The organism is Comamonas faecalis (assembly GCF_039538025.1).
GTDB classification, from domain to species: domain Bacteria; phylum Pseudomonadota; class Gammaproteobacteria; order Burkholderiales; family Burkholderiaceae_C; genus Comamonas_C; species Comamonas_C faecalis.
The window spans coordinates 105,634-123,727 of the sequence record NZ_BAABBP010000009.1 but is presented as its reverse complement, the minus strand read 5'-3'; the positions used below and the strand labels follow the sequence as shown (position 1 = coordinate 123,727).

Below are 18,094 nucleotides of genomic sequence, written 5' to 3'. Positions count from 1 at the left end.
CGTCCTGTCAATGGTGAGCCCGCCCAGTTAGGCGGCAAGGCGTTGAAGGGCATGGTGCCAGACCGGCGGCGCGATCGGGCGAAAAGGGGAAAGGGAAAGCGGCTTATTTTTGCGCGGCCACCGGCGCATCCCTGCGCGGCGGCGCCGCCGGCACGCCCATCGAGGCATTGCGCAAGAAGCGCGCCGGCATCTGCAAGGCCGTGGTGCTGCCGTATTGCCGGTAGCCGGCCATCAGCTCATCGAGGCGCGGGTCGCGGATCATGACCGGATCGGCCGGCAAGGCGGAGCTGCCCGCCGTCGCCATCACCAGCGCCGGCATGGACAGCGTGCTGCTTGCCAGTTGCCGCCCCTGGCCCGCAGGCTCTGCGCTGCCAAGCAGGTTCCACGCCAGCGTGGAGACCGCCACCACCGACGCGACGCCCGCCACCGCGCGCCAGCGCCACACGGCGGCATTGGCCGCGCGGTCTTCGTGGGCATGCTGCGGCGCCACCTGCTGCAGCGCGGCCTGCCGAAGCCGCAGCGCGGGTGACGGCTCCTCGGCCAGCTGCGTGCGCAGGCGCTGCAGCAGCAGTCCGTCCTGCACGGCGCGCGGGCGCGATTGGCGCAGCACGTCGCCAATGGCCTGGTAGGCCTGGCAGGACTGCCGTCCCGGATCGGAAAGCGCATAGTCCAGCAGCGCATCGAGCGATGCGCCTCTGCCCACTTCCTGCGTCTCGCCGTCCAGCCATGCCGACAGCTGCTCGCGCACCACTGCTTCGTTGTCCATTGCACTACCCGCCTTGTGCTCGTCGTCCATACCTCGCCTCACCACCGCTTGCCCGACTGCTGCTGCAGCAGTGGCCTGACCCTTGCCGAGATCGCCTCGCGGGCGCGAAAGATGCGCGAGCGAACGGTGCCGATGGGGCATTCCATCACCGTGGCAATCTCGTCATAGCTCAGCCCTTCGATCTCGCGCAGCGTCACCGCCTGGCGCAATTCCTCGGGCAGATCCTGCATTGCCGCGTTGACCGCCGCTGCGATCTCCTGCGCCGCCAGAACTGTCTCCGGCGTTTCATCGCTGATTAGTTCACGTTCGACGACAGAAGTTTCATCATCTTCCTTGTCGCCGCCGCGCAGCGCGCTTTCGGTGATCACCGGGTTGCGCTTGAGGTCGAGCAGGGTCTTCTTGACCGTGTTGACCGCGATGCGGTACAGCCAGGTGTAGAACTGCGCCTCGCCGCGAAACTGGTGCAGTGCACGCCAGGCGCGCAGAAACGTCTCTTGCGTGATGTCTGGCACCAGGTCGACGTCGCGCACCATGCGCGCCACCAGGCGTTCGACCCGGCGCTGGTACTTGATCACCAGCAGCTCAAAGGCGCGCTGGTCGCCGGCCACCGCGCGCTGCACCAATACGGTGTCGCCCAGATCGGCCGGTGCGGGCTTTGCCGTCACCGGAGATGTCATGCGCCTCCCCTGGCACGTGGCCCAGGCACGCGGGCTGGCGTGACCCTCATGTTGGCGCCCCGCCGGCGCCGCTCACCGCCAGGCCCGGTCGCGCATGCAGGGCGCGGCGCAGCGCACTCCACAACTGCGGCGCGCTACTGCGCTGCAGCCACAGCCAGTGACGGCCGCCAGCGTCGCCCGCAGCCGACAACAGGAGAAAGGACTGCCCATCCCAGCGGATCTGCGGCCAGTCCAGCGCATGGCTTTGCTGCGGCGCCTGGGAATGCGAGGCCGGGGAAAGAAATGACCACTGCACGCCGTCGCAGGCCAGGCTGCCCAGCGGCAGTTGCCGCCAGGCACGCCAGGCCGCCGCGCTGCACAGCAACCACAGAAGCGCCATGCTGCCTCCTTGCGCCGGCAACTGGCCTTGCTGCCGCCACCACCACAGGCCCAGCGCCCCGGACAGGGCGCCGACCAGCGCCAGCGCGCCAGCCACCGTGCGCGGGCGCTCGGTGGGGTAGCGCACCGCAGGTGCACGGTGGTAATCGTTCATCGCAGCACCGCCGGGCAGTGCCCTGCCTCACACACGCCGGAAGACCAGCGTGCCATTCGTTCCGCCGAAGCCGAAGTTGTTCTTGATCGCCACCTCGATCTTCATGTCCCGCGCGGTGTTGGCGCAGTAGTCGAGATCGCACTCGGGATCCTGGTTCAGCAGATTGATGGTGGGAGGCACCTTCTGCTCATGCAGCGCCAGCACCGTGAAGACGCTCTCGATGCCGCCGGCGCCGCCCAGCAGGTGGCCGGTCATCGACTTGGTCGAGCTGACGACGACTTTTCTCGCGCCGTCCTCGCCCAGCGCCGCCTTGATGGCGCGGGTTTCGTTGACGTCGCCCAGCGGCGTCGACGTGCCATGCGCGTTGAGATAGTCGACCTCGTCGGCGTTGATGCGGGCATTGCGCAGTGCCGCCTGCATGGCGCGGCGCGGGCCGTCCATGTTGGGCGCGGTCATGTGGCCGGCGTCGGCGCTCATGCCGTAGCCGCTCAATTCGGCGTAGATCTTGGCGCCACGCGCCTTGGCGTGTTCGTATTCTTCGAGCACCAGCACTCCCGCGCCCTCACCCAGCACGAAGCCGTCGCGGTCGCGATCCCAGGGACGTGAGGCGGTCAGCGGATCGTCGTTGCGCGTGGACAGTGCGCGCATGGCGGCAAAGCCACCCACGCCCAGCGGCGAGATCGTGGCCTCGGAGCCACCGGCGACGATGACGTCGGCGTCGCCGTACTCGATCTTGCGCGCCGCCTCGCCAATGCAGTGCAGGCCCGTCGTGCAGGCGGTGACGACCGACAGGTTTGGCCCCTTGAAGCCAAAGCGCATCGACACGTGGCCAGCCACCATGTTGATGATGGATGCCGGCACGAAGAACGGCGTGATGCGCCGCGGCCCGCGGTTGGTCAGCTCGGCATGGGTGTTCTCGATCAGCGGCAGGCCGCCGATGCCCGAGCCGATGATGCAGCCGATACGCTCGGCCAGCGCCTCATCGAGCGCCTCACCCGTGGGCAGGCCGGCATCTTGCACCGCCTCCTGGGCCGCGGCGATGCCGTAGTGGATGAAGCTGTCCATCGTGCGCGCATCCTTGGCGCTGATGTAGGACTCCAGGTTGAAACCCTTGACCTCGCCCGCGATCTTGCAGGAGAAGTTGGTCGCATCAAACTTGGTGATGAGATCTATGCCGGACTTGCCGGCAAGAATGTTGGCCCAGGAATCACGTACCGAATTGCCGACAGGCGTGATGCAACCCAGGCCGGTCACAACGACGCGACGACGGCTCATGCGTATACCTTGAATGGAACTGGAGCTGCGCCCGCCCTGCGGCGGCCTGCAGCGAACGCTGCGCCGACCGGACGGCGGCATGCAGCAGAAACAGCGCCCGCCTGGAGGCGACGGCGCAAGCGCTCAACCCTTTTGGTGGGTGTTGGCGTAGTCGATGGCGTTTTGCACCGTGGTGATCTTCTCTGCGTCTTCGTCAGGGATCTCGATGCCGAACTCGTCCTCGAGTGCCATCACCAGCTCCACGGTGTCCAGAGAATCAGCACCCAGATCGGCCACGAAAGCCTTTTCGTTGGTGACCTGGGACTCTTCCACGCCCAGTTGTTCTGCAATGATTTTCTTGACTCGTGCTTCGATATCGCTCATGGTTTCCCTCGGGGGGTGGTTGTGAATGAATCCGCGATTCTAGCCGCAACCGGGCAATGCCCGGAAACAGCCCGCCGTACGGAGAGGCGGCGTGGTGATCTGCAGATCACATGTACATGCCGCCGTTGACGTGCAGTTCCTGTCCCGTCACGTAGCCGGCGCCGCTGGAGGCCAGGTAGGCCACCGCGTGTGCAATGTCGCCGGGCTGGCCCAGCTCGCCCAGCGCAATCTGCGCCTTCAGGGCTTTTTTCTGTTCGTCGGGCAGGCTGGCCGTCATGTCGGTGGCGATGAAGCCCGGCGCGACACAGTTCACGGTGATGCCCCGGCTGCCCAGCTCGCGCGCCAGTGCGCGCGTCATGCCGGCAACGCCGGCCTTGGCCGCAGCGTAGTTGGCCTGCCCCGGGTTGCCCGAGGCGCCCACCACGCTGGTGATGCTGATGATGCGGCCCCAGCGCTGCTTCATCATCGGGCGGATGACGGCGCGGCAGGCACGAAACACCGCAGTGAGGTTGGTGCCCAGCACCGCGTCCCACTCGTCGTCCTTCATGCGCATGGCCAGCATGTCGCGCGTGATGCCGGCGTTGTTGACCAGCACGTGCAGGCCGCCATGCTCGCGCACCATGGTGTCGACCAGCGCATCGACGGACGGGCCGTCGTTGACGTCCAGGCGCACACCCTTGCCGCCCTGCGCCTGCAGCGCCTCGGTGATGCGCTGCGCACCCTCGTCGGTCGTCGCCGTGCCCACCACGGTCAGGCCGCGTGCAGCCAGCTCGGCGGCAATGGCCGCGCCGATGCCGCGCGATGCGCCGGTCACCAGCGCCACTTGTTTTGTTTGCGTCTCGCTCATGCCAGCGTCTCCAGCAGTTCGGCCTGCGTGGCCGGGTCGTACAGGCTTGCGGCCACCAGATCGGGCGCAATGCGTTTGGTCATGCCGGTCAGCACCTTGCCCGGGCCGCATTCGACGATGTGGGTCACGCCGCGCGCCTGAATGGCGCGCACGCATTCGACCCAGCGCACCGGACCGAAAGCCTGGCGGTACAGCGCGTCGCGAATTGCATCGGCGTCGCTGTTGACCGCCACGTCGACGTTGTTGAGCACCGGAATCTGCGGCGCCGCCAGCGGCAGGTCGGCCAGCGCGGTGCGCAGCTTCTCTGCTGCCGGCCTCATCAGGCTGGAGTGGAACGGTGCCGACACCGGCAGCGGCAGCGCACGCTTGGCGCCCGCGGCCTTGAGCAGCTCGCAAGCCTTGTCGACGGCAGCCTTGCTGCCGGCGATGACGGTCTGCGCCGGATCGTTGAAGTTCACTGCCTCGACCACCTCGGCCGAGCCGGCGTCGAACGACGCCGTGGCCTGGGCACAGCCCTCGGCCACGCGGGCGGCGTCCAGCCCCAGGATGGCGGCCATCGCGCCCGCGCCAACGGGCACGGCCTCCTGCATGGCGGCGGCGCGCAGACGCACCAGCGGCGCAGCCTGCGCCAGCGTCAGCACGCCAGCGGCAACCAGCGCCGAATACTCGCCCAGCGAATGCCCGGCGACGACTGCGGGCGCGGCCCCACCAGCGGCGCGCCACGCGCGCCACGCGGCAACGCCGGCGACCAGCATCACCGGCTGGGTATTCGTCGTCAGCGCCAGCGCCTCCTTCGGGCCGTCATGGATCAGCGCAGCCAGATCCTCGCCCAGCGCGTCCGAAGCCTCGGCCAGCGCCGCGCGCACCTCGGGCTGGTCGCCCCAGGCGTCCAGCATGCCGACGGACTGCGATCCCTGGCCGGGAAATACAAATGCGAATTGAGTTGCCATTGCGTTGTGTACGTTTGAGAGTCGACAAACCGCCGGGCCTGGCCAGCAAGCCCGGGCAGCTACATTTTAAGGAGCACGGCGCCCCAGGTGAAACCACCGCCAACACCTTCGAGCATCACATTCTGGCCCCGCTTGATCTGGCCCTGGCGCACAGCGTGGTCCAGCGCCAGCGGGATCGATGCGGCCGAGGTGTTGCCGTGCTCCTCCACGGTGGCGACCACCTTGTCCATCGGCAGCTTCAACTTGCGCGCCGTGCTGTGCATGATGCGGATGTTGGCCTGGTGCGGCACCAGCCAGTCGAGCTGGCTTTCACTGATGCCGGCCTTCTCCAGCACCGCGTGCGCCGCTTTCTCCAGCACTCCCACGGCCAGCTTGAACACGGCCTGGCCGTCCATCTTGAGCAGCGGATCGCCCAGAATCTGCCCACCGTCGACATGGCCTGGCACGCACAGGATGTCGACATGGCGCCCGTCAGCGTGCAACTCACTGGCCAGAATGCCCGGTTCGTCGCTGGCCTGCAGCACCACCGCGCCCGCGCCGTCGCCAAACAGCACGCAGGTGGTGCGATCGTTGAAGTCCAGGATGCGGCTGAACACCTCGGAGCCGACGACCAGCGCCCGGCTGGCGCTGCCGGCGCGGATCATCGCGTCGGCCACGGTGAGCGCGTAGACGAAGCCGCTGCAGACGGCCTGCACGTCGAACGCCGGGCAGCCATGCACACCCAGCTTGTTCTGCACGATGCACGCCGTCGACGGGAACACCATGTCGGGCGTGGAGGTCGCGACGATGATCAGGTCGATGTCCTCGGCGGTGCAGCCGGCCGCCTCCAGCGCCTTGAGCGAGGCCTGCACGGCCAGGTCGCTGCTGCCGACGCCGGGGTCGGCAAAGTAGCGTGCGCGGATGCCGGTGCGTTCGACGATCCATTCGTCGGAGGTCTTGATGCCTTTTTGTGCCAGCTGCTCGGCCAGCGCCTGGTTGGAGACACGGCGCGGCGGCAGGTAGCTGCCGGTGCCGATGATGCGGGAATAACGGGCCATGGATTGTTACCTGCCCGCCAAGGGCAGGCTCAGGAAGAATGTTCGGAAGCAGCCAGCAAAGGCGCTGCATGGGCCACCCGCGTGCGCACGCGGTCGAGCAGGTGGTTGCGGGCCGCATCATACGCCCGGGTCAGTGCCTGCTCGAAGGCCAGCGCATCGGCCGAGCCGTGGCTCTTGAACACCAGGCCGCGCAGGCCCAGCAGTGCCGCGCCGTTGTAGCGGCGGTGATCGACCCGGCGCATCAGCGCAGATAAGACCGGATAGGCGGCGATTGCCGCCAGTTTGGTCAAAATGTTGCGGGAAAACTCTTGTTTGAGAATGCCCGAGATCATCGAGGCGACGCCCTCGCTCGCCTTCAGCGCCACGTTGCCGACAAAGCCGTCGCAGACCACGATATCGACCGTGCCCTTGAAGATGTCGTTGCCCTCGACGTTGCCGTAGAAGTTCAGATCACCCCGGTTGGCCGCAGATCTGAGCAGTTGGCCGGCTTTCTTGATGGTTTCGCTGCCCTTGATGACCTCTTCGCCGATGTTGAGCAGGCCAACCCGGGGGTCGTCCCTATCCTGCAGCACCGACACCAGGGCCGAGCCCATCACGGCGAACTGCAGCAGGTGCTCGGCGGTGCAGTCGACATTGGCGCCCAGGTCGAGCACCGTCGTCGCGCCGCCCTTGGCGTTGGGCATTTGCGTGGCGATGGCCGGGCGGTCGATGCCGTCGAGCGTTTTGAGCAGATAGCGTGCAATCGCCATCAGCGCACCGGTATTGCCCGCAGAGACCGCAACATCGGCCCGCCCGTCCTTGACTTGCTGGATGGCCACGCGCATCGAGGAATCCTTCTTGCGCCGCAGAGCCACCTCGACCGCGTCGTCCATGGTCACGACCTCGGAGGCGGCCACATGCTGCACGCGCTCGTGCTGCAAGGCCTGCACGCTATCGGACTGGCCCACGAGCAGCAGCCGCGCGTCGGGGTGCTGCTGCAGGAATTGGCGGCATGCCGCCAGCGTGACACTGGGGCCGTGGTCGCCCCCCATGCAATCGACAGCCAGGGTGATCATCGAAAAATGGCGGCGCCGGTGTGCCGGTGCGCGAAAAGGGGAGAAATCATCAAAATGCGTCCAACACCTTCAGGATCACCGAAAACATCCACCTCTGAAACAACAAAGGCCCGTGCTACGGCTGAGGTAGCCACGGGCCTGAGGGGTTGCGTGGTCTGGATCAGTCTTCGGACTTGGATTTGATCACCTGGCGGCCACGGTAGAAGCCGTTGGGGCTGATGTGGTGGCGCAGATGGGTCTCGCCCGTCGTCGGCTCAACCGCAGTACCCGGCACCGTCAGTGCATTGTGCGAGCGGTGCATGCCGCGCTTGGAAGGGGATTTCTTGTTTTGCTGAACAGCCATAGTCGGCTCCTGGAGTCTTGAAAGGGTGGGTGGAAAACGCGCTCAGCCCATTAAAGACACGAGGGGAATCACGCGAAGCCTGCCATTATAAACAACTGCCGGGGCAAATGCAGCATTGCCCGCCCCATCACGGCTTGCGCGGCTTGGAGGGCGCTGGCTGCAACGCGGCCAGCGCAGCAAACGGGTTGGTTTTCTCGACGTTGGCCTGCTCGAAGTCGTCGTCGCTGGAGGCCATTTGCACCGGGGCCGGGCAGGTGTCGTGGCGCGGCACGACGGGCAGCGCCATCAGCAGCTCGTCCTCGATCAGCCCGCGCAGGTTGAACTCGCGCGACAGCACCAGCAGGTCTTCCTCGCTGTCGCTGTCCAGCGCCTCGGCCGTCGCCTCGTCGGCCACGAAGCGAAATTGGCGCTCGACCTGCAGCGGCACGTCCATGGCCTGCAAGCAGCGCTGGCAGGTCATCGGCAGGTCGGCGTGTACCTGCAGGCTCAGCCACACCTGGCCCTGCATGCCGTGCACCGCACGCACCTGGCCGTCGGCCTGCCAGTCGACATGCAGATCCGGGTGCAGGCCTTGCGCCAGGTCGGCCAGGCGCTTGTAGCGCAGCAGCGTGTCGCGGCCGGCCAAGTGCCCGCCCGCGACCGCAAAGGCCTTGACGTCGAGCTTGTCTGCTGAATATTCCTTGCTCATGGCGGCAGTGTAAGAGAATCGCGCCATGCCAGAAACGATTGAACAACCGCGCCCGCTGGTGCTCGGATCGACCTCGCGCTACCGGCGCGAATTGCTGGCCCGCCTGGGCCTGCCCTTTGAAGTGACCGCCCCCGCAACCGACGAAACTCCGCTGCCTGGTGAAGCCCCGCGCGCCCTGGCGCTGCGCCTGGCCCTGGCCAAGGCCCGCGCCGTGGCGGCACAGCACCCCGGCGCCGTCGTCATCGGCTCGGATCAGGTCGCCGACCTGGATGGCCAGCCGCTGGGCAAGCCCGGCAACCACGAGCGCGCCACGGCGCAACTGCGCCGCATGAGCGGTAAAACCGTCATCTTCCAGACCGCCCTGGCCGTGGTCTGCCAGGCCACGGGCTTCGAGCAAGTGGATCTGGCCGCCGTGTGCGTGCGCTTTCGCGCCCTGTCGGATGCCGAGATCGAACGCTACCTGCAGGCCGAGCAGCCCTACGACTGCGCCGGCAGCGCCAAGAGCGAGGGGCTGGGCATCGCCCTGCTGGACGCCATAGACAGCGACGACCCGACGGCCCTGATCGGCCTGCCGCTGATCCGCACCTGCCGCATGCTGCGCGCCGCCGGTCTGGTGCTGCCATGAGCGCAGCGGACGCCACCAAGGGCACGCTGTACCTGGTGCCCGCACCGCTGGACTTCGGCTGCGACGGCGAAGCCGCGCTGGCCGAGGCGCTTCCCGAAGGCACGCTGCGCCGGGCCGCGCAAATCACCCACTGGATCTGCGAGAACGCCAAGAGCTGCCGCGCCTATTTGAAGCGCATAGACGCCCTGCACCCGCTGGCCGCACCCCTGCAGCAGCAGCAGATCGGCGAACTGCCGCGCGAGGTACACAAGAAGGGCGACCACGGCGGCAAGAGCCATGCCAGTTTTGACGCCAAGGCACTGCTCGCCCCGCTGCTGGCTGGCCACGACATGGGCCTGGTCAGCGAAGCCGGCATGCCGGCGATAGCCGACCCCGGCAGCTCGGTGGTGCGCGCCGCGCATGCGCTGGGCGCGCGCGTCGTGCCGCTCGTGGGCCCGGTGTCTCTCTTGCTGGCGCTGGCGGCCAGCGGCCTCAATGGCCAGAACTTCGCCTTCGTCGGCTACCTGCCGCAGGACGCGGGCGAGCGCGCCCAGCGCATCCGCGCACTGGAGGCGCTGGCGCTGAAGACCGGACAGACGCAACTGTTCATCGAGACGCCCTATCGCAACGCCGCGCTGTGGCAGGCCTTGCTGCAGCACCTGCAGCCGGACACGCGCCTGGCGATTGCCGCCGGCCTGACGCTGGCGGACGCCCAGGTGCACTCGCGCAGCGTGCGCGACTGGCAGCAGCTGCCGCTTCCCGCCGGCAAGCACACACCCGCGGTCTGGGCGCTGGGCCTGTAGCCGCCGCCCGCGCATGCCAGCCACTCGGGCGCCCATGCCCTGCCCCGCCGATGCTCTGGATTGAAGCCGCCGCCGCGCTGCTGGGCGTGCTCTCGGTGACCCTGATGGCGCGCCAGCAGCCGCTGGCCTGGCCGGTCGGGCTGGCCATGGTGCTGCTGTACATCGCGGTATTCCAGAACGCGCGGCTGTACTCCGAAATGCTGTTGCAGATGGTCTATGCAGTGCTGCAGCTGTATGGCTGGTGGTGCTGGCGCCGCGGCACCCCTGCCCGCACTGCGCTTGCCGTCACCACGCTGGCCTGGCCGCGCGCCGCGCGCGACCTGCTTGCCGGGCTGCTCGTCACGGTGGCGCTGGGCTGGCTGATGAGCCGCCATACCAACGCCCAGCAGCCATGGCTGGATGCGGCGCTGACCGGATTCAGCCTGGTCGGCCAGTACTGGATGGCGCACAAGCGCCTGCAGTGCTGGCCGCTGTGGCTGGTGGTCGATTGCGTCTACGTCGGCATGTTCCTGGCCGTCGGCCTGCAGCTCACTGCGCTGCTCTACCTGGTCTTCATCGCACTGGCGCTGTACGGCTGGCGCCAGTGGCACATGGCCGCACGAACGACGCAACGCGCGCCGGTGCCGGCATGAAGGTGGTGGTGCTCACCGGCTCCGAGTCGGCCGGCAAGAGCAGCCTGTGCCGCGCGCTGGCACAGCGCTTTGGCGCCCCCGTGGTGCATGAATACGTGCGCGAATACATCGAGGCGCACCAGCGCGACACCTGCTACGACGACGTCGAGCCGATTGCCCGCGCCCAGTGGCAGCGTGAACAGGCAGCTCGCGCGCTGCGCCCCCCGCTACTGCTGCTCGACACCCACCTGCTGAGCAACCGCCAGTGGAGCCGCACACTGTTTGGCAAAAGCCCGGCATGGATCGACGCCGTGCTGGCGCGCCAGCGCTATGACGCCATTTTTTTGCTGCCCCCCGAGGGCCTGCCCTGGCAAGCCGACGGCCAGCGCTGCCAGCCGCAGCTGGAACAGCGCCAGGCCTTTCATGCGCAGCTGCGCGACTGGCTGCAGGGCCACGGCCAGGCATTTACTGACGTGCCGGGCAGCTGGCAGCAGCGCTACCAGCAAATGGAACACGCCATCGCCGGCATGCTGCGCCCCTGTGCTTCCTGACCCATGGGCGGGCAGCTGGGCAAGCTCATGCCGCCGAGGCCCATGGGCATGCTTCAGGGGGCGGTGGTGCGTGGGGCAGCTTTCCTGGCCGGGGCTTTTTTCGCCTTCTTCGCTGCAACCTTCTTCACGGGCACTTTCTTCACGGCGGGCGCCGCGGTCTTTTTCGCCACCGCCTTTTTTCCACGCTTGGCAGGCTCCTCCGCCACGGCCAGATCGATGCCAAACACATCCGCCAACGCAGAATCGTCGAGCACCCTGGCCTTGGCCGGCTTTTTCTTCGGGGCGGACAGCACCGCCGCCTGGGCCGTCAGCAGCTCGCCCGCATCCACCTGGCGCAGCACGAACAGCAGCTCGGGCTTTTCGTCCAGGCGCGCGCCCACGCCGTAGAGCACGGCGGCCGCATGCTTGCACATCTGCGCCCAGTCGGGGCAGGAGCAGCCCAGGCCGATCTCGCCCGGCTTGGGGAACATGCCCTTTTCGCGCTCGCACACCCTGGCCATCACCGCCTGTGACAGCCTGCCCTGCAGCAGCTCGACCAGCGTGGCGATGGAGCCCGTGCAATCCGCCACCAGCGCCTGCCACTGCGCGGCCGGCAGGGGTGCAATGGCCTAGTAGAGATCCGAGCCCATGACCTTGGCGATGACCTTGCCCGGCGCGATCTGCAGGTCGATGACCGAGCCGTTGCGCACATAGGTTCTGCCGCGCGGCAGGCGGTTTTCGAAATCGCTATAAGTCTCCAGGTTGTCGCACCAGGCCTTGCCCCAGAAGGTCTTGGCGATGCTGCGCCCCTGCACGGCCACGGGTGACAGGCTCTGGCCCGCCTTGGCGGCCTCTTGCGCGGCGCGCTGCGCCTGTGCACGCCGCTTGGCGACGGGTACATATGGTTGCCAGCCCCAGCTCATGCTTCGATCCCCTGCAAGTCAAGTTTCACCAGGTCGAGCAACGCCTCGTCGCTCATCTCCGTCAGGTTGATTTCACCGCCGCCCTCCACCACGTCCTGCACCAGCTGCTGCTTGGTCCGGATCAGGGCGTCGATGCGCTCTTCGACGGTGCCGCGGACGATGAATTTGTGCACCAGCACGTTGCGGTGCTGGCCGATGCGGTAGGCGCGGTCGGTGGCCTGGTTTTCCACCGCCGGGTTCCACCAGCGGTCGAAGTGCACCACGTGCGAGGCGGCCGTCAGGTTCAGGCCCGAGCCGCCGGCCTTGATCGAGAGCACGAAGAACGGAACCTGCTCGTCCTCCTGGAAGCGCTTGACCAGCTCGCGCCGCCGCGCCACGGGGGTGCCGCCGTGCAGCACCAGGCCTTCGCGCCCGAAGACGCCGCCCAGAAACGCCGCCAGCGGCGCCGTCGTCTCCTGGAACTGAGTGAAGACCAACATCTTTTCCTGCCGCGCGGCCACGGTCTCGGCGATCTCGCGCAGGCGCGCAAACTTGCCGCTGGCCTCGGGCAGCCAGGCGCCGTCGCCCAGCCATTGCGAGGGGTGGTTGCAGATCTGCTTCAGGCGCATCAAGAACGAGAGCACCAGGCCCTTGCGCTCCATGCCGTCAGACCGTTCCAAGACCTGCTCCAGCGCCTTGACGGCCTGCTGGTAATGCGTGGCCTGCACGGCGCTCAGGCTGCACCAGGCGGTGACTTCGGTCTTGTCGGGCAGGTCGGCGATGACACGCTTGTCACTCTTCAGGCGCCGCAATATGTAGGGCCCCACCAGTTGGCGCAGCGGCGCGTACTGACCCGATTGCGCCAGCCGCTTGGCGAAGTTGGCAAGCACGCGCTCGCTGCTCAGCAGGCCGGGGTGGGTGAAGTCAAAGATCGACCACAGGTCGGACAGGCGGTTTTCCACCGGCGTGCCCGTGAGCGCGATGCGCGTGCCGGCCAGCAGCTTCTTCACCGCGCGGGTCTGCCGGGCCGCGGGGTTTTTGATGGCCTGGGCCTCGTCCAGCACGGCCAGGCGCCAGCGCTGCGCAGCCAGGGCCGGGGTGCGCGACAGCTGGCCGTAGGTGGTGATGACGAGGTCATGCCCTGCCAGCGCATCCGCATCGAGCGCCTGCAGCTCGGCGCGCGCCAGCGCCGACGGGTGGGCCAGCAGGCAGCGCAGGCTGGGGGCAAAGCGCTCGGCCTCTTGCGCCCAGTTGGCCAGCAGCGACGCCGGCGCCACCAGCAAGCTGGGGCCGGCGCCGGGCGCGGCCTTCTTCAAGACCAGCAGCAGGGCCAGCACCTGGATGGTCTTGCCCAGGCCCATGTCGTCGGCCAGGCAGGCGCCCAGCCCCAGGCGCGTGAGAAAGTGCAGCCAGCGCACGCCCTCCTGCTGGTAGGGGCGCAGCTGGCCCTTGAGCAGTCGGCCCGGATCGACGGCGGCCAGCGCCGCGGGCGTGCGCAGGCCGCGCAGCGCCTCGGCCAGCCAGGGGCCGGCGCTGATGCTGCTCCAGTCGGGGTCGGGGTCGGAGGCGTCCTCGGCCAGCGTCGCGCCCGAGAGCAGGCGCATGGCCTGCGCCAGCGGCATGCCGCCCTCGGCGTCCTGCTGCATCCGGCGAAAGCGATCGAGCAGGCCCGACAGGCGCTCGGCATCGACCTGCACCCATTGGCCGCGTATCCACTGCAGGCCGCCGGACTGCTCCAGCAGCTGGCGGATCTCCTCGGGGCTGAGCGGCTCGCCATCCAGGCTCACGTCCATCTGGAAGTCGAGCATGGCAGAAAGCCCCACGCCGCCAGCGAGCTGGCTGCCCAGCGCCACGCGCACCTGGGGCCGCGCCGGGCGGCCGCTGCGCCACTGCGCCGGCATGCGCACGACGATGCCCGCGGCCTCCATGCGCGGCAGGTCGGCGAGAAAGCGCAGCGCGTCATCCACCTCCCAGCGCAGCGGGTGGTAGATCTCGCCGGCCTCCACCATCTCGGCGATCCAGGCGCAGTCGGCCGCGGCGCGCTGCACCGGCGTCAAGAGCGACAACAGCTGCGCCTTTTTGCGCGTACCCGAAAACTCCTTGAGCGCCTGCGACAGCGGCACATGCTGGGCCTTGCCATGGGCCGACAGCCGCGTGGTGTAGGTGGCCAGGAAGGCAAAGGGCGCGTCCGGATCCTTGCGGTTCTCGGCCAGGTTGAAATGCACGCGGCCCACCAGATTCCAGGCGGGGTAATGGCTGGCGAGGAATGGCTGCAGGGGCTGGCCTGCCGCTGCGCAGGCCGCGTGCAGCGCGGCGTCCATGCCTTGCCACAGGGCCAGCAAGACCTCGGCGCTCAGGTACTCTGCCCCGGCCATGGGCGGCGCGTTCAGCAGTTGGGCCTGCAACGCCTCGGCGTCGGGTGGGGGCACGGCCGCTGCCGCGCCCTCATCGCCCGGCTGCGTGGTACGCAGCACCGTGAAATAGCGCACGGCCCAGTCCCGCCACCAGGCCCAGACCGGAGGCAGGGCACTGGCGGCGCACACACCGCCCAGGTGCAGCAAGCCCGGCCCCGCGCCTTGCGCGAAGGCCGCGGCAATGGCGCCCTGCAGGCCTTCGGGCAAAGGCGCGGCATCGGACTCGGGACGGCAGGAGAGATGGCCCGCCGGGGACAGGACAAGGGCCAGAGGTGCGGCTGGGGGCGTCATAACGCGAGAAGTGCCGCGGGCAGGCAATTGAAGGGAAAAACCGGCCGCAGCCCAATACCATCAAGCGCTGGCGGCTACGGTTTTCAAAACGGCCGGGCGCAGCCCTCAGCGCAGCGCTGGCGCCGCTTGCATGCCGCGCAGCACGGCCTCGCCAAAGGTGGCGCCAAAGCGGCGCGCCAGGCGCTCTGCCACGTTGTCGCGGCGCGTGTAATCGACGATGTCCTCGGCCTTGACCACCTCGCGCGCCACGTAGTCCAGGCTGCCCAGGTGGTCGGCCAGGCCCATGTCCACGGCCTGCTGGCCAGTCCAGAACAGGCCGCTGAAGGTGTCGTCGGTCGCCTTCAGGCGCTCGCCGCGCCCCTTCTTGACCGCGTTGATGAACTGCTGGTGGATCTGGTCGAGCATGGTCTGGGCGTAGGCGCGCTGCTCCTCGGTCTGCGGGCTGAACGGGTCGAGAAAGCCCTTGTTGCGCCCGGCCGTGAGCAGGCGGCGCTCGACGCCGAGCTTCTCCATCGTGCCGGTGAAGCCGAAGCCGTCCATCAGCACGCCGATGCTGCCGACGATGCTGGCCTTGTCGACGTAGATGTCATCGGCCGCCGCGGCGATGTAATAGGCCGCCGAGGCGCAGGACTCCTCGACCACCGCGTACAGCGGCTTGTCGTACTGAGCGCGCAGTCGCACGATTTCATCGTTGATGATGCCCGCCTGCACCGGGCTGCCGCCGGGCGAGTTGATCAGCAGCACCACGGCACGCGATCCGGAGTCGTCGAAGGCGTTGCGCATGGCCTCGACCACGGCGTCGGCGCCGGCGGCCGCGCCCGAGGCGATCTCGCCCTTGATGTCGATCACCGCGGTGTGCGGCGTGCTCTTGGTGGTGCTGGCCATGTCGCGCGTCATTGCTGCCCACACCAGCGCCAGCGCCAGCGCTATCCAGGCAAAGCGCCAGAAGATGCGCCAGCGGCGCGCGGCGCGCTGCTCGGCCACCGTGGCCAGCACCAGCTTCTCAAGCACCTGGCGCTCCCAGTTCGCCTCAGGGGCCGCAGAGGCTGGCCGCGCCTGCGAGGACCACAGGTCAGGGGCGGATGAGGCGTCGTCTTGTCCGCGGAAAGTGGGTTCGGTCATCGTGCTAGAACTCTACGGGTTGCAGTGTCGGGGCAGTATGCCAGTACACCTGCCCTGCTTCTTCGGTGATGTCGATCTTGGTCAGCGGCCCGCGCCCGGGCCCGCCGACGCAGGCGCCGGTGTCGGGCGCGAACACCGCGCCATGGGTGGCGCACACCAGCCAGCAGCCGCTGTCGTCGAAGAAATGGCCTTCCCGGTAGTCCATCTCCATCTGCACATGGGTGCAGCGGTTCAGGTAGGCGTGCACCTGCCCCTGGTGGCGCACCGCAAAGGCGCGCAGCACCTCGCCGCGCCAGCACACGTCAAAGGCCACGGCCAGGCCGCCGTCGGCCAGATCGGTGCTGGCGCACAGTGCGATGCGCCGGCTGGCTTCGTCGGCCATCAGGCGTTCTCCTGCAGCCAGCTGCGCAGCGCAGCCACCGTCGGCGCGACATACAGAGGCGCGAACGCGGCAAAACCCCGCGTGTCGTGCGCGCCATAGGCCACGCCCACGCTGGCGCAGCCGGCGGCGCGCGCCATCTCCAGGTCGTGCGTGGTGTCGCCAATCATCAACAGGCGCTGCGGCGCTACGTCGAACTCGGCCATCAGCTCCTGCAGCATCAGCGGATGGGGCTTGCCGGCGGTCTCGTCGGCGGTGCGCGAGCCGTCGAACACTCCGCGCAGCTGCGCCTGCGCCAGCGCCTGATCCAGCCCGCGCCGGCTCTTGCCGGTGGCCACGGTGAGCAGGTAGCCGTTGGCGCGCAAGTCGCGCAGCAGGTCGAGCACGCCGTCGAACAGGCTCAGCTCGTCCTGGTGCTGCAAATAGTGGTAGCGGTAGCGCAGCCCCAGATCGCGGTATTTCTCGCGCGGCACGTCGGGCGCGGCATGCGCCAGCGCGGGCTCCAGCGCCATGCCGATGACCCAGGACGCGGCCTCGTCGCTGGGCACGGCGTATCCCAGGTCGCGCACCGCCCCCTGGATGCTGCGCACGATGATGGCGGTGGAGTCGAACAGCGTGCCGTCCCAGTCGAAGGCGATCAGGTCGAAGCGGCGCGGGCGGGATTCAGGCATGGATGGGATCGGTAGAGAGAAAGGCCGCCAGCTCGGGCGGCAGCTCGGCGTGCAGGGTCAGGCGCTCGCCGCTGGCCGGGTGGTCGAACTGCAGGCGCCAGGCGTGCAAAAACATGCGCTTCAAACCCTGCTTGGGCAGCCGCTTGTTCAGCTCGAAGTCGCCATATTTGTCGTCACCCGCGATGGGGTGGCCCTGGCTGGCCAGGTGCACGCGGATCTGGTGCGTGCGCCCGGTCTTGATGGTCACCTCCAGCAGGCTCATCGCGGGCAGGCCCTGGAGCGGGCGGGCGGGGAGCTGCTCGCGCACCCTGACCAGGGTGATGGAGCGCATGCCGTCCGGATCCTGGGGCGTGGTCACGCGCACGCGGCGCTCGCCGTCTGCCTGCAGATATTTGTGCAGCGGCAGGTCGATGACCTTTTTATTGGCCGGCCAGGCGCCCTGCACCAAGGCCAAATAGGTCTTGCCGGTCTCGCGCTCGCGGAACTGATCCTGCAGGTGCTTGAGCGCCGAGCGCTTCTTGGCCACCAGCAAAATGCCCGAGGTCTCGCGGTCCAGCCGGTGCACCAGTTCCAGAAAGGGTGTCTGCGGCCGGGCGCGGCGCAACTGCTCGATGACGCCGAAGCTCACGCCGCTGCCGCCGTGTACGGCAACGCCTGCGGGCTTGTCGATGGCAATCAGCTGCTCGTCTTCGAGCAGGATGGGGAATTCGCGCGCCGGTGCGGGGCGCTCGGCCTTCTCCTGCACCTTGTCCGACACGCGCACCGGCGGCAGGCGCACCAGATCGCCCGCGGCCACACGCGCGTCGGCGCTGGTGCGGCCCTTGTTCAGTCGCACCTCGCCGCTGCGAATGATGCGGTAGACATGGGTCTTGGGCACGCCCTTCAGGTGGCGCATCAGGAAGTTGTCCAGGCGCTGGCCGGCACTGTCGGGGTCGACTTCCAGCAGCCGGGCGGCCGGGGCAGGCTTTGAATTGCCCCCTATAATCGGTTTCACCTGCGTGGCGGATGTGTAAGCGGTTGAAGCGTCTGGAGTGTACCGGACACGGCCCGACTAGCCGCGCAGCGTGGTCGATGCCGGCGATCGCGGTGCGGATTCAATCAAGCGCACCACGAGCGAAGGGCAGACGCATAGACACCAAGATACGGAATTTTCAAGCCGGTACGCGCTGATGCAACAGGGCGTGCCGGCCAATCAAAGCGAAATCATGTGGGTTGTACTGGTCTGGATCATGTC

The 18,094-nt window shown here is 68.1% G+C and carries 22 protein-coding genes; 4 read left to right on the top strand and 18 right to left on the bottom strand.

The annotated features are described in order from the left end of the window. Nucleotides 1-103: 103 nt before the first annotated feature. The 11 genes from ABD767_RS07135 to ABD767_RS07085 form a co-directional block, all read right to left on the bottom strand. Nucleotides 104-766 (bottom strand): sigma-E factor negative regulatory protein, encoded by a 663-nt coding sequence (locus ABD767_RS07135; protein WP_344868992.1) that lies wholly within the window; start codon nt 764-766, stop codon nt 104-106. Between the two features lie 38 nt (nt 767-804). After that, on the bottom strand, nt 805-1,443 hold the full coding sequence (gene rpoE, locus ABD767_RS07130) for an RNA polymerase sigma factor RpoE (RefSeq protein ID WP_103044368.1): 639 nt from the start codon (nt 1,441-1,443) through the stop codon (nt 805-807). 46 nt (nt 1,444-1,489) lie between these two features. Then, entirely contained in the window at nt 1,490-1,975 is a 486-nt protein-coding gene (locus tag ABD767_RS07125) for a hypothetical protein (RefSeq protein ID WP_103044367.1), read from the bottom strand. Nucleotides 1,976-2,002: 27 nt separating this feature from the next. After that, a complete protein-coding gene (gene fabF, locus ABD767_RS07120; RefSeq protein ID WP_103044366.1) occupies nt 2,003-3,250 on the bottom strand; it encodes a beta-ketoacyl-ACP synthase II in 1,248 nt (415 codons plus the stop codon). Between the two features lie 123 nt (nt 3,251-3,373). After that, nucleotides 3,374-3,613: an acyl carrier protein gene (gene acpP / locus ABD767_RS07115; RefSeq protein WP_103044365.1), complete on the bottom strand. Its 240-nt coding sequence runs from the start codon at nt 3,611-3,613 to the stop codon at nt 3,374-3,376. A gap of 106 nt (nt 3,614-3,719) precedes the next feature. Next, a complete protein-coding gene (fabG, locus tag ABD767_RS07110) occupies nt 3,720-4,460 on the bottom strand; it encodes a 3-oxoacyl-ACP reductase FabG (RefSeq protein ID WP_103044364.1) in 741 nt (246 codons plus the stop codon). After that, on the bottom strand, nt 4,457-5,410 hold the full coding sequence (gene fabD / locus ABD767_RS07105; protein ID WP_344868987.1) for an ACP S-malonyltransferase: 954 nt from the start codon (nt 5,408-5,410) through the stop codon (nt 4,457-4,459). The genes fabG and fabD overlap by 4 nt, the downstream gene beginning before the upstream one ends. 59 nt (nt 5,411-5,469) lie before the next feature. Then, nucleotides 5,470-6,447: a beta-ketoacyl-ACP synthase III gene (locus ABD767_RS07100; RefSeq protein ID WP_344868984.1), complete on the bottom strand. Its 978-nt coding sequence runs from the start codon at nt 6,445-6,447 to the stop codon at nt 5,470-5,472. Between the two features lie 29 nt (nt 6,448-6,476). Further along, nucleotides 6,477-7,502 (bottom strand): phosphate acyltransferase PlsX, encoded by a 1,026-nt coding sequence (gene plsX, locus ABD767_RS07095; RefSeq protein WP_103044361.1) that lies wholly within the window; start codon nt 7,500-7,502, stop codon nt 6,477-6,479. A gap of 160 nt (nt 7,503-7,662) precedes the next feature. Next, a complete protein-coding gene (gene rpmF, locus ABD767_RS07090) occupies nt 7,663-7,845 on the bottom strand; it encodes a 50S ribosomal protein L32 (RefSeq protein WP_103044360.1) in 183 nt (60 codons plus the stop codon). A 127-nt stretch (nt 7,846-7,972) separates the two neighbouring features. Continuing rightward, nucleotides 7,973-8,533, bottom strand: a complete 561-nt coding sequence (locus ABD767_RS07085; protein WP_103044359.1) for a YceD family protein — start codon at nt 8,531-8,533, stop codon at nt 7,973-7,975. Nucleotides 8,534-8,558: 25 nt separating this feature from the next. Here ABD767_RS07085 and ABD767_RS07080 point away from each other — a divergent pair, with 25 nt between their 5' ends. From ABD767_RS07080 to ABD767_RS07065, 4 genes are read left to right on the top strand one after another with little or no spacing between them, the layout of a single operon-like run. Further along, nucleotides 8,559-9,158, top strand: a complete 600-nt coding sequence (locus tag ABD767_RS07080) for a Maf family nucleotide pyrophosphatase (protein ID WP_103044358.1) — start codon at nt 8,559-8,561, stop codon at nt 9,156-9,158. Further along, nucleotides 9,155-9,940, top strand: coding sequence for an SAM-dependent methyltransferase (locus ABD767_RS07075; RefSeq protein ID WP_344868980.1), 786 nt, complete (start codon nt 9,155-9,157; stop codon nt 9,938-9,940). The genes ABD767_RS07080 and ABD767_RS07075 overlap by 4 nt, the downstream gene beginning before the upstream one ends. A 50-nt stretch (nt 9,941-9,990) precedes the next feature. Next, complete coding sequence (gene pnuC / locus ABD767_RS07070; RefSeq protein ID WP_344868978.1) at nt 9,991-10,572, top strand: nicotinamide riboside transporter PnuC; 582 nt, start codon at nt 9,991-9,993, stop codon at nt 10,570-10,572. Further along, nucleotides 10,569-11,102, top strand: a complete 534-nt coding sequence (locus ABD767_RS07065) for an AAA family ATPase (RefSeq protein ID WP_344868976.1) — start codon at nt 10,569-10,571, stop codon at nt 11,100-11,102. Before pnuC ends, ABD767_RS07065 begins: the two co-directional genes overlap by 4 nt. Nucleotides 11,103-11,155: 53 nt before the next feature. On the opposite strand, the gene ABD767_RS07060 is transcribed toward ABD767_RS07065, so the two are convergent. The 7 genes from ABD767_RS07060 to ABD767_RS07030 form a co-directional block, all read right to left on the bottom strand. After that, a complete protein-coding gene (locus ABD767_RS07060; RefSeq protein ID WP_344868974.1) occupies nt 11,156-11,671 on the bottom strand; it encodes an SWIM zinc finger family protein in 516 nt (171 codons plus the stop codon). A 39-nt stretch (nt 11,672-11,710) separates the two neighbouring features. Then, the gene (locus tag ABD767_RS07055) at nt 11,711-12,004 is read right to left on the bottom strand and encodes a hypothetical protein (protein WP_344868972.1); all 294 of its coding nucleotides are present in this window, start codon (nt 12,002-12,004) and stop codon (nt 11,711-11,713) included. Further along, entirely contained in the window at nt 12,001-14,688 is a 2,688-nt protein-coding gene (locus ABD767_RS07050; protein ID WP_425549903.1) for a DEAD/DEAH box helicase, read from the bottom strand. Before ABD767_RS07050 ends, ABD767_RS07055 begins: the two co-directional genes overlap by 4 nt. 105 nt (nt 14,689-14,793) lie before the next feature. Beyond that, nucleotides 14,794-15,810, bottom strand: a complete 1,017-nt coding sequence (locus ABD767_RS07045) for a S49 family peptidase (RefSeq protein WP_103044354.1) — start codon at nt 15,808-15,810, stop codon at nt 14,794-14,796. 4 nt (nt 15,811-15,814) lie between these two features. After that, complete coding sequence (locus ABD767_RS07040; protein WP_103044353.1) at nt 15,815-16,192, bottom strand: Rieske 2Fe-2S domain-containing protein; 378 nt, start codon at nt 16,190-16,192, stop codon at nt 15,815-15,817. Continuing rightward, on the bottom strand, nt 16,192-16,860 hold the full coding sequence (locus ABD767_RS07035; protein ID WP_344868967.1) for an HAD-IIIA family hydrolase: 669 nt from the start codon (nt 16,858-16,860) through the stop codon (nt 16,192-16,194). Before ABD767_RS07035 ends, ABD767_RS07040 begins: the two co-directional genes overlap by 1 nt. Further along, entirely contained in the window at nt 16,853-17,854 is a 1,002-nt protein-coding gene (locus ABD767_RS07030) for an RluA family pseudouridine synthase (protein ID WP_103044351.1), read from the bottom strand. Before ABD767_RS07030 ends, ABD767_RS07035 begins: the two co-directional genes overlap by 8 nt. Nucleotides 17,855-18,094 lie beyond the last annotated feature (240 nt).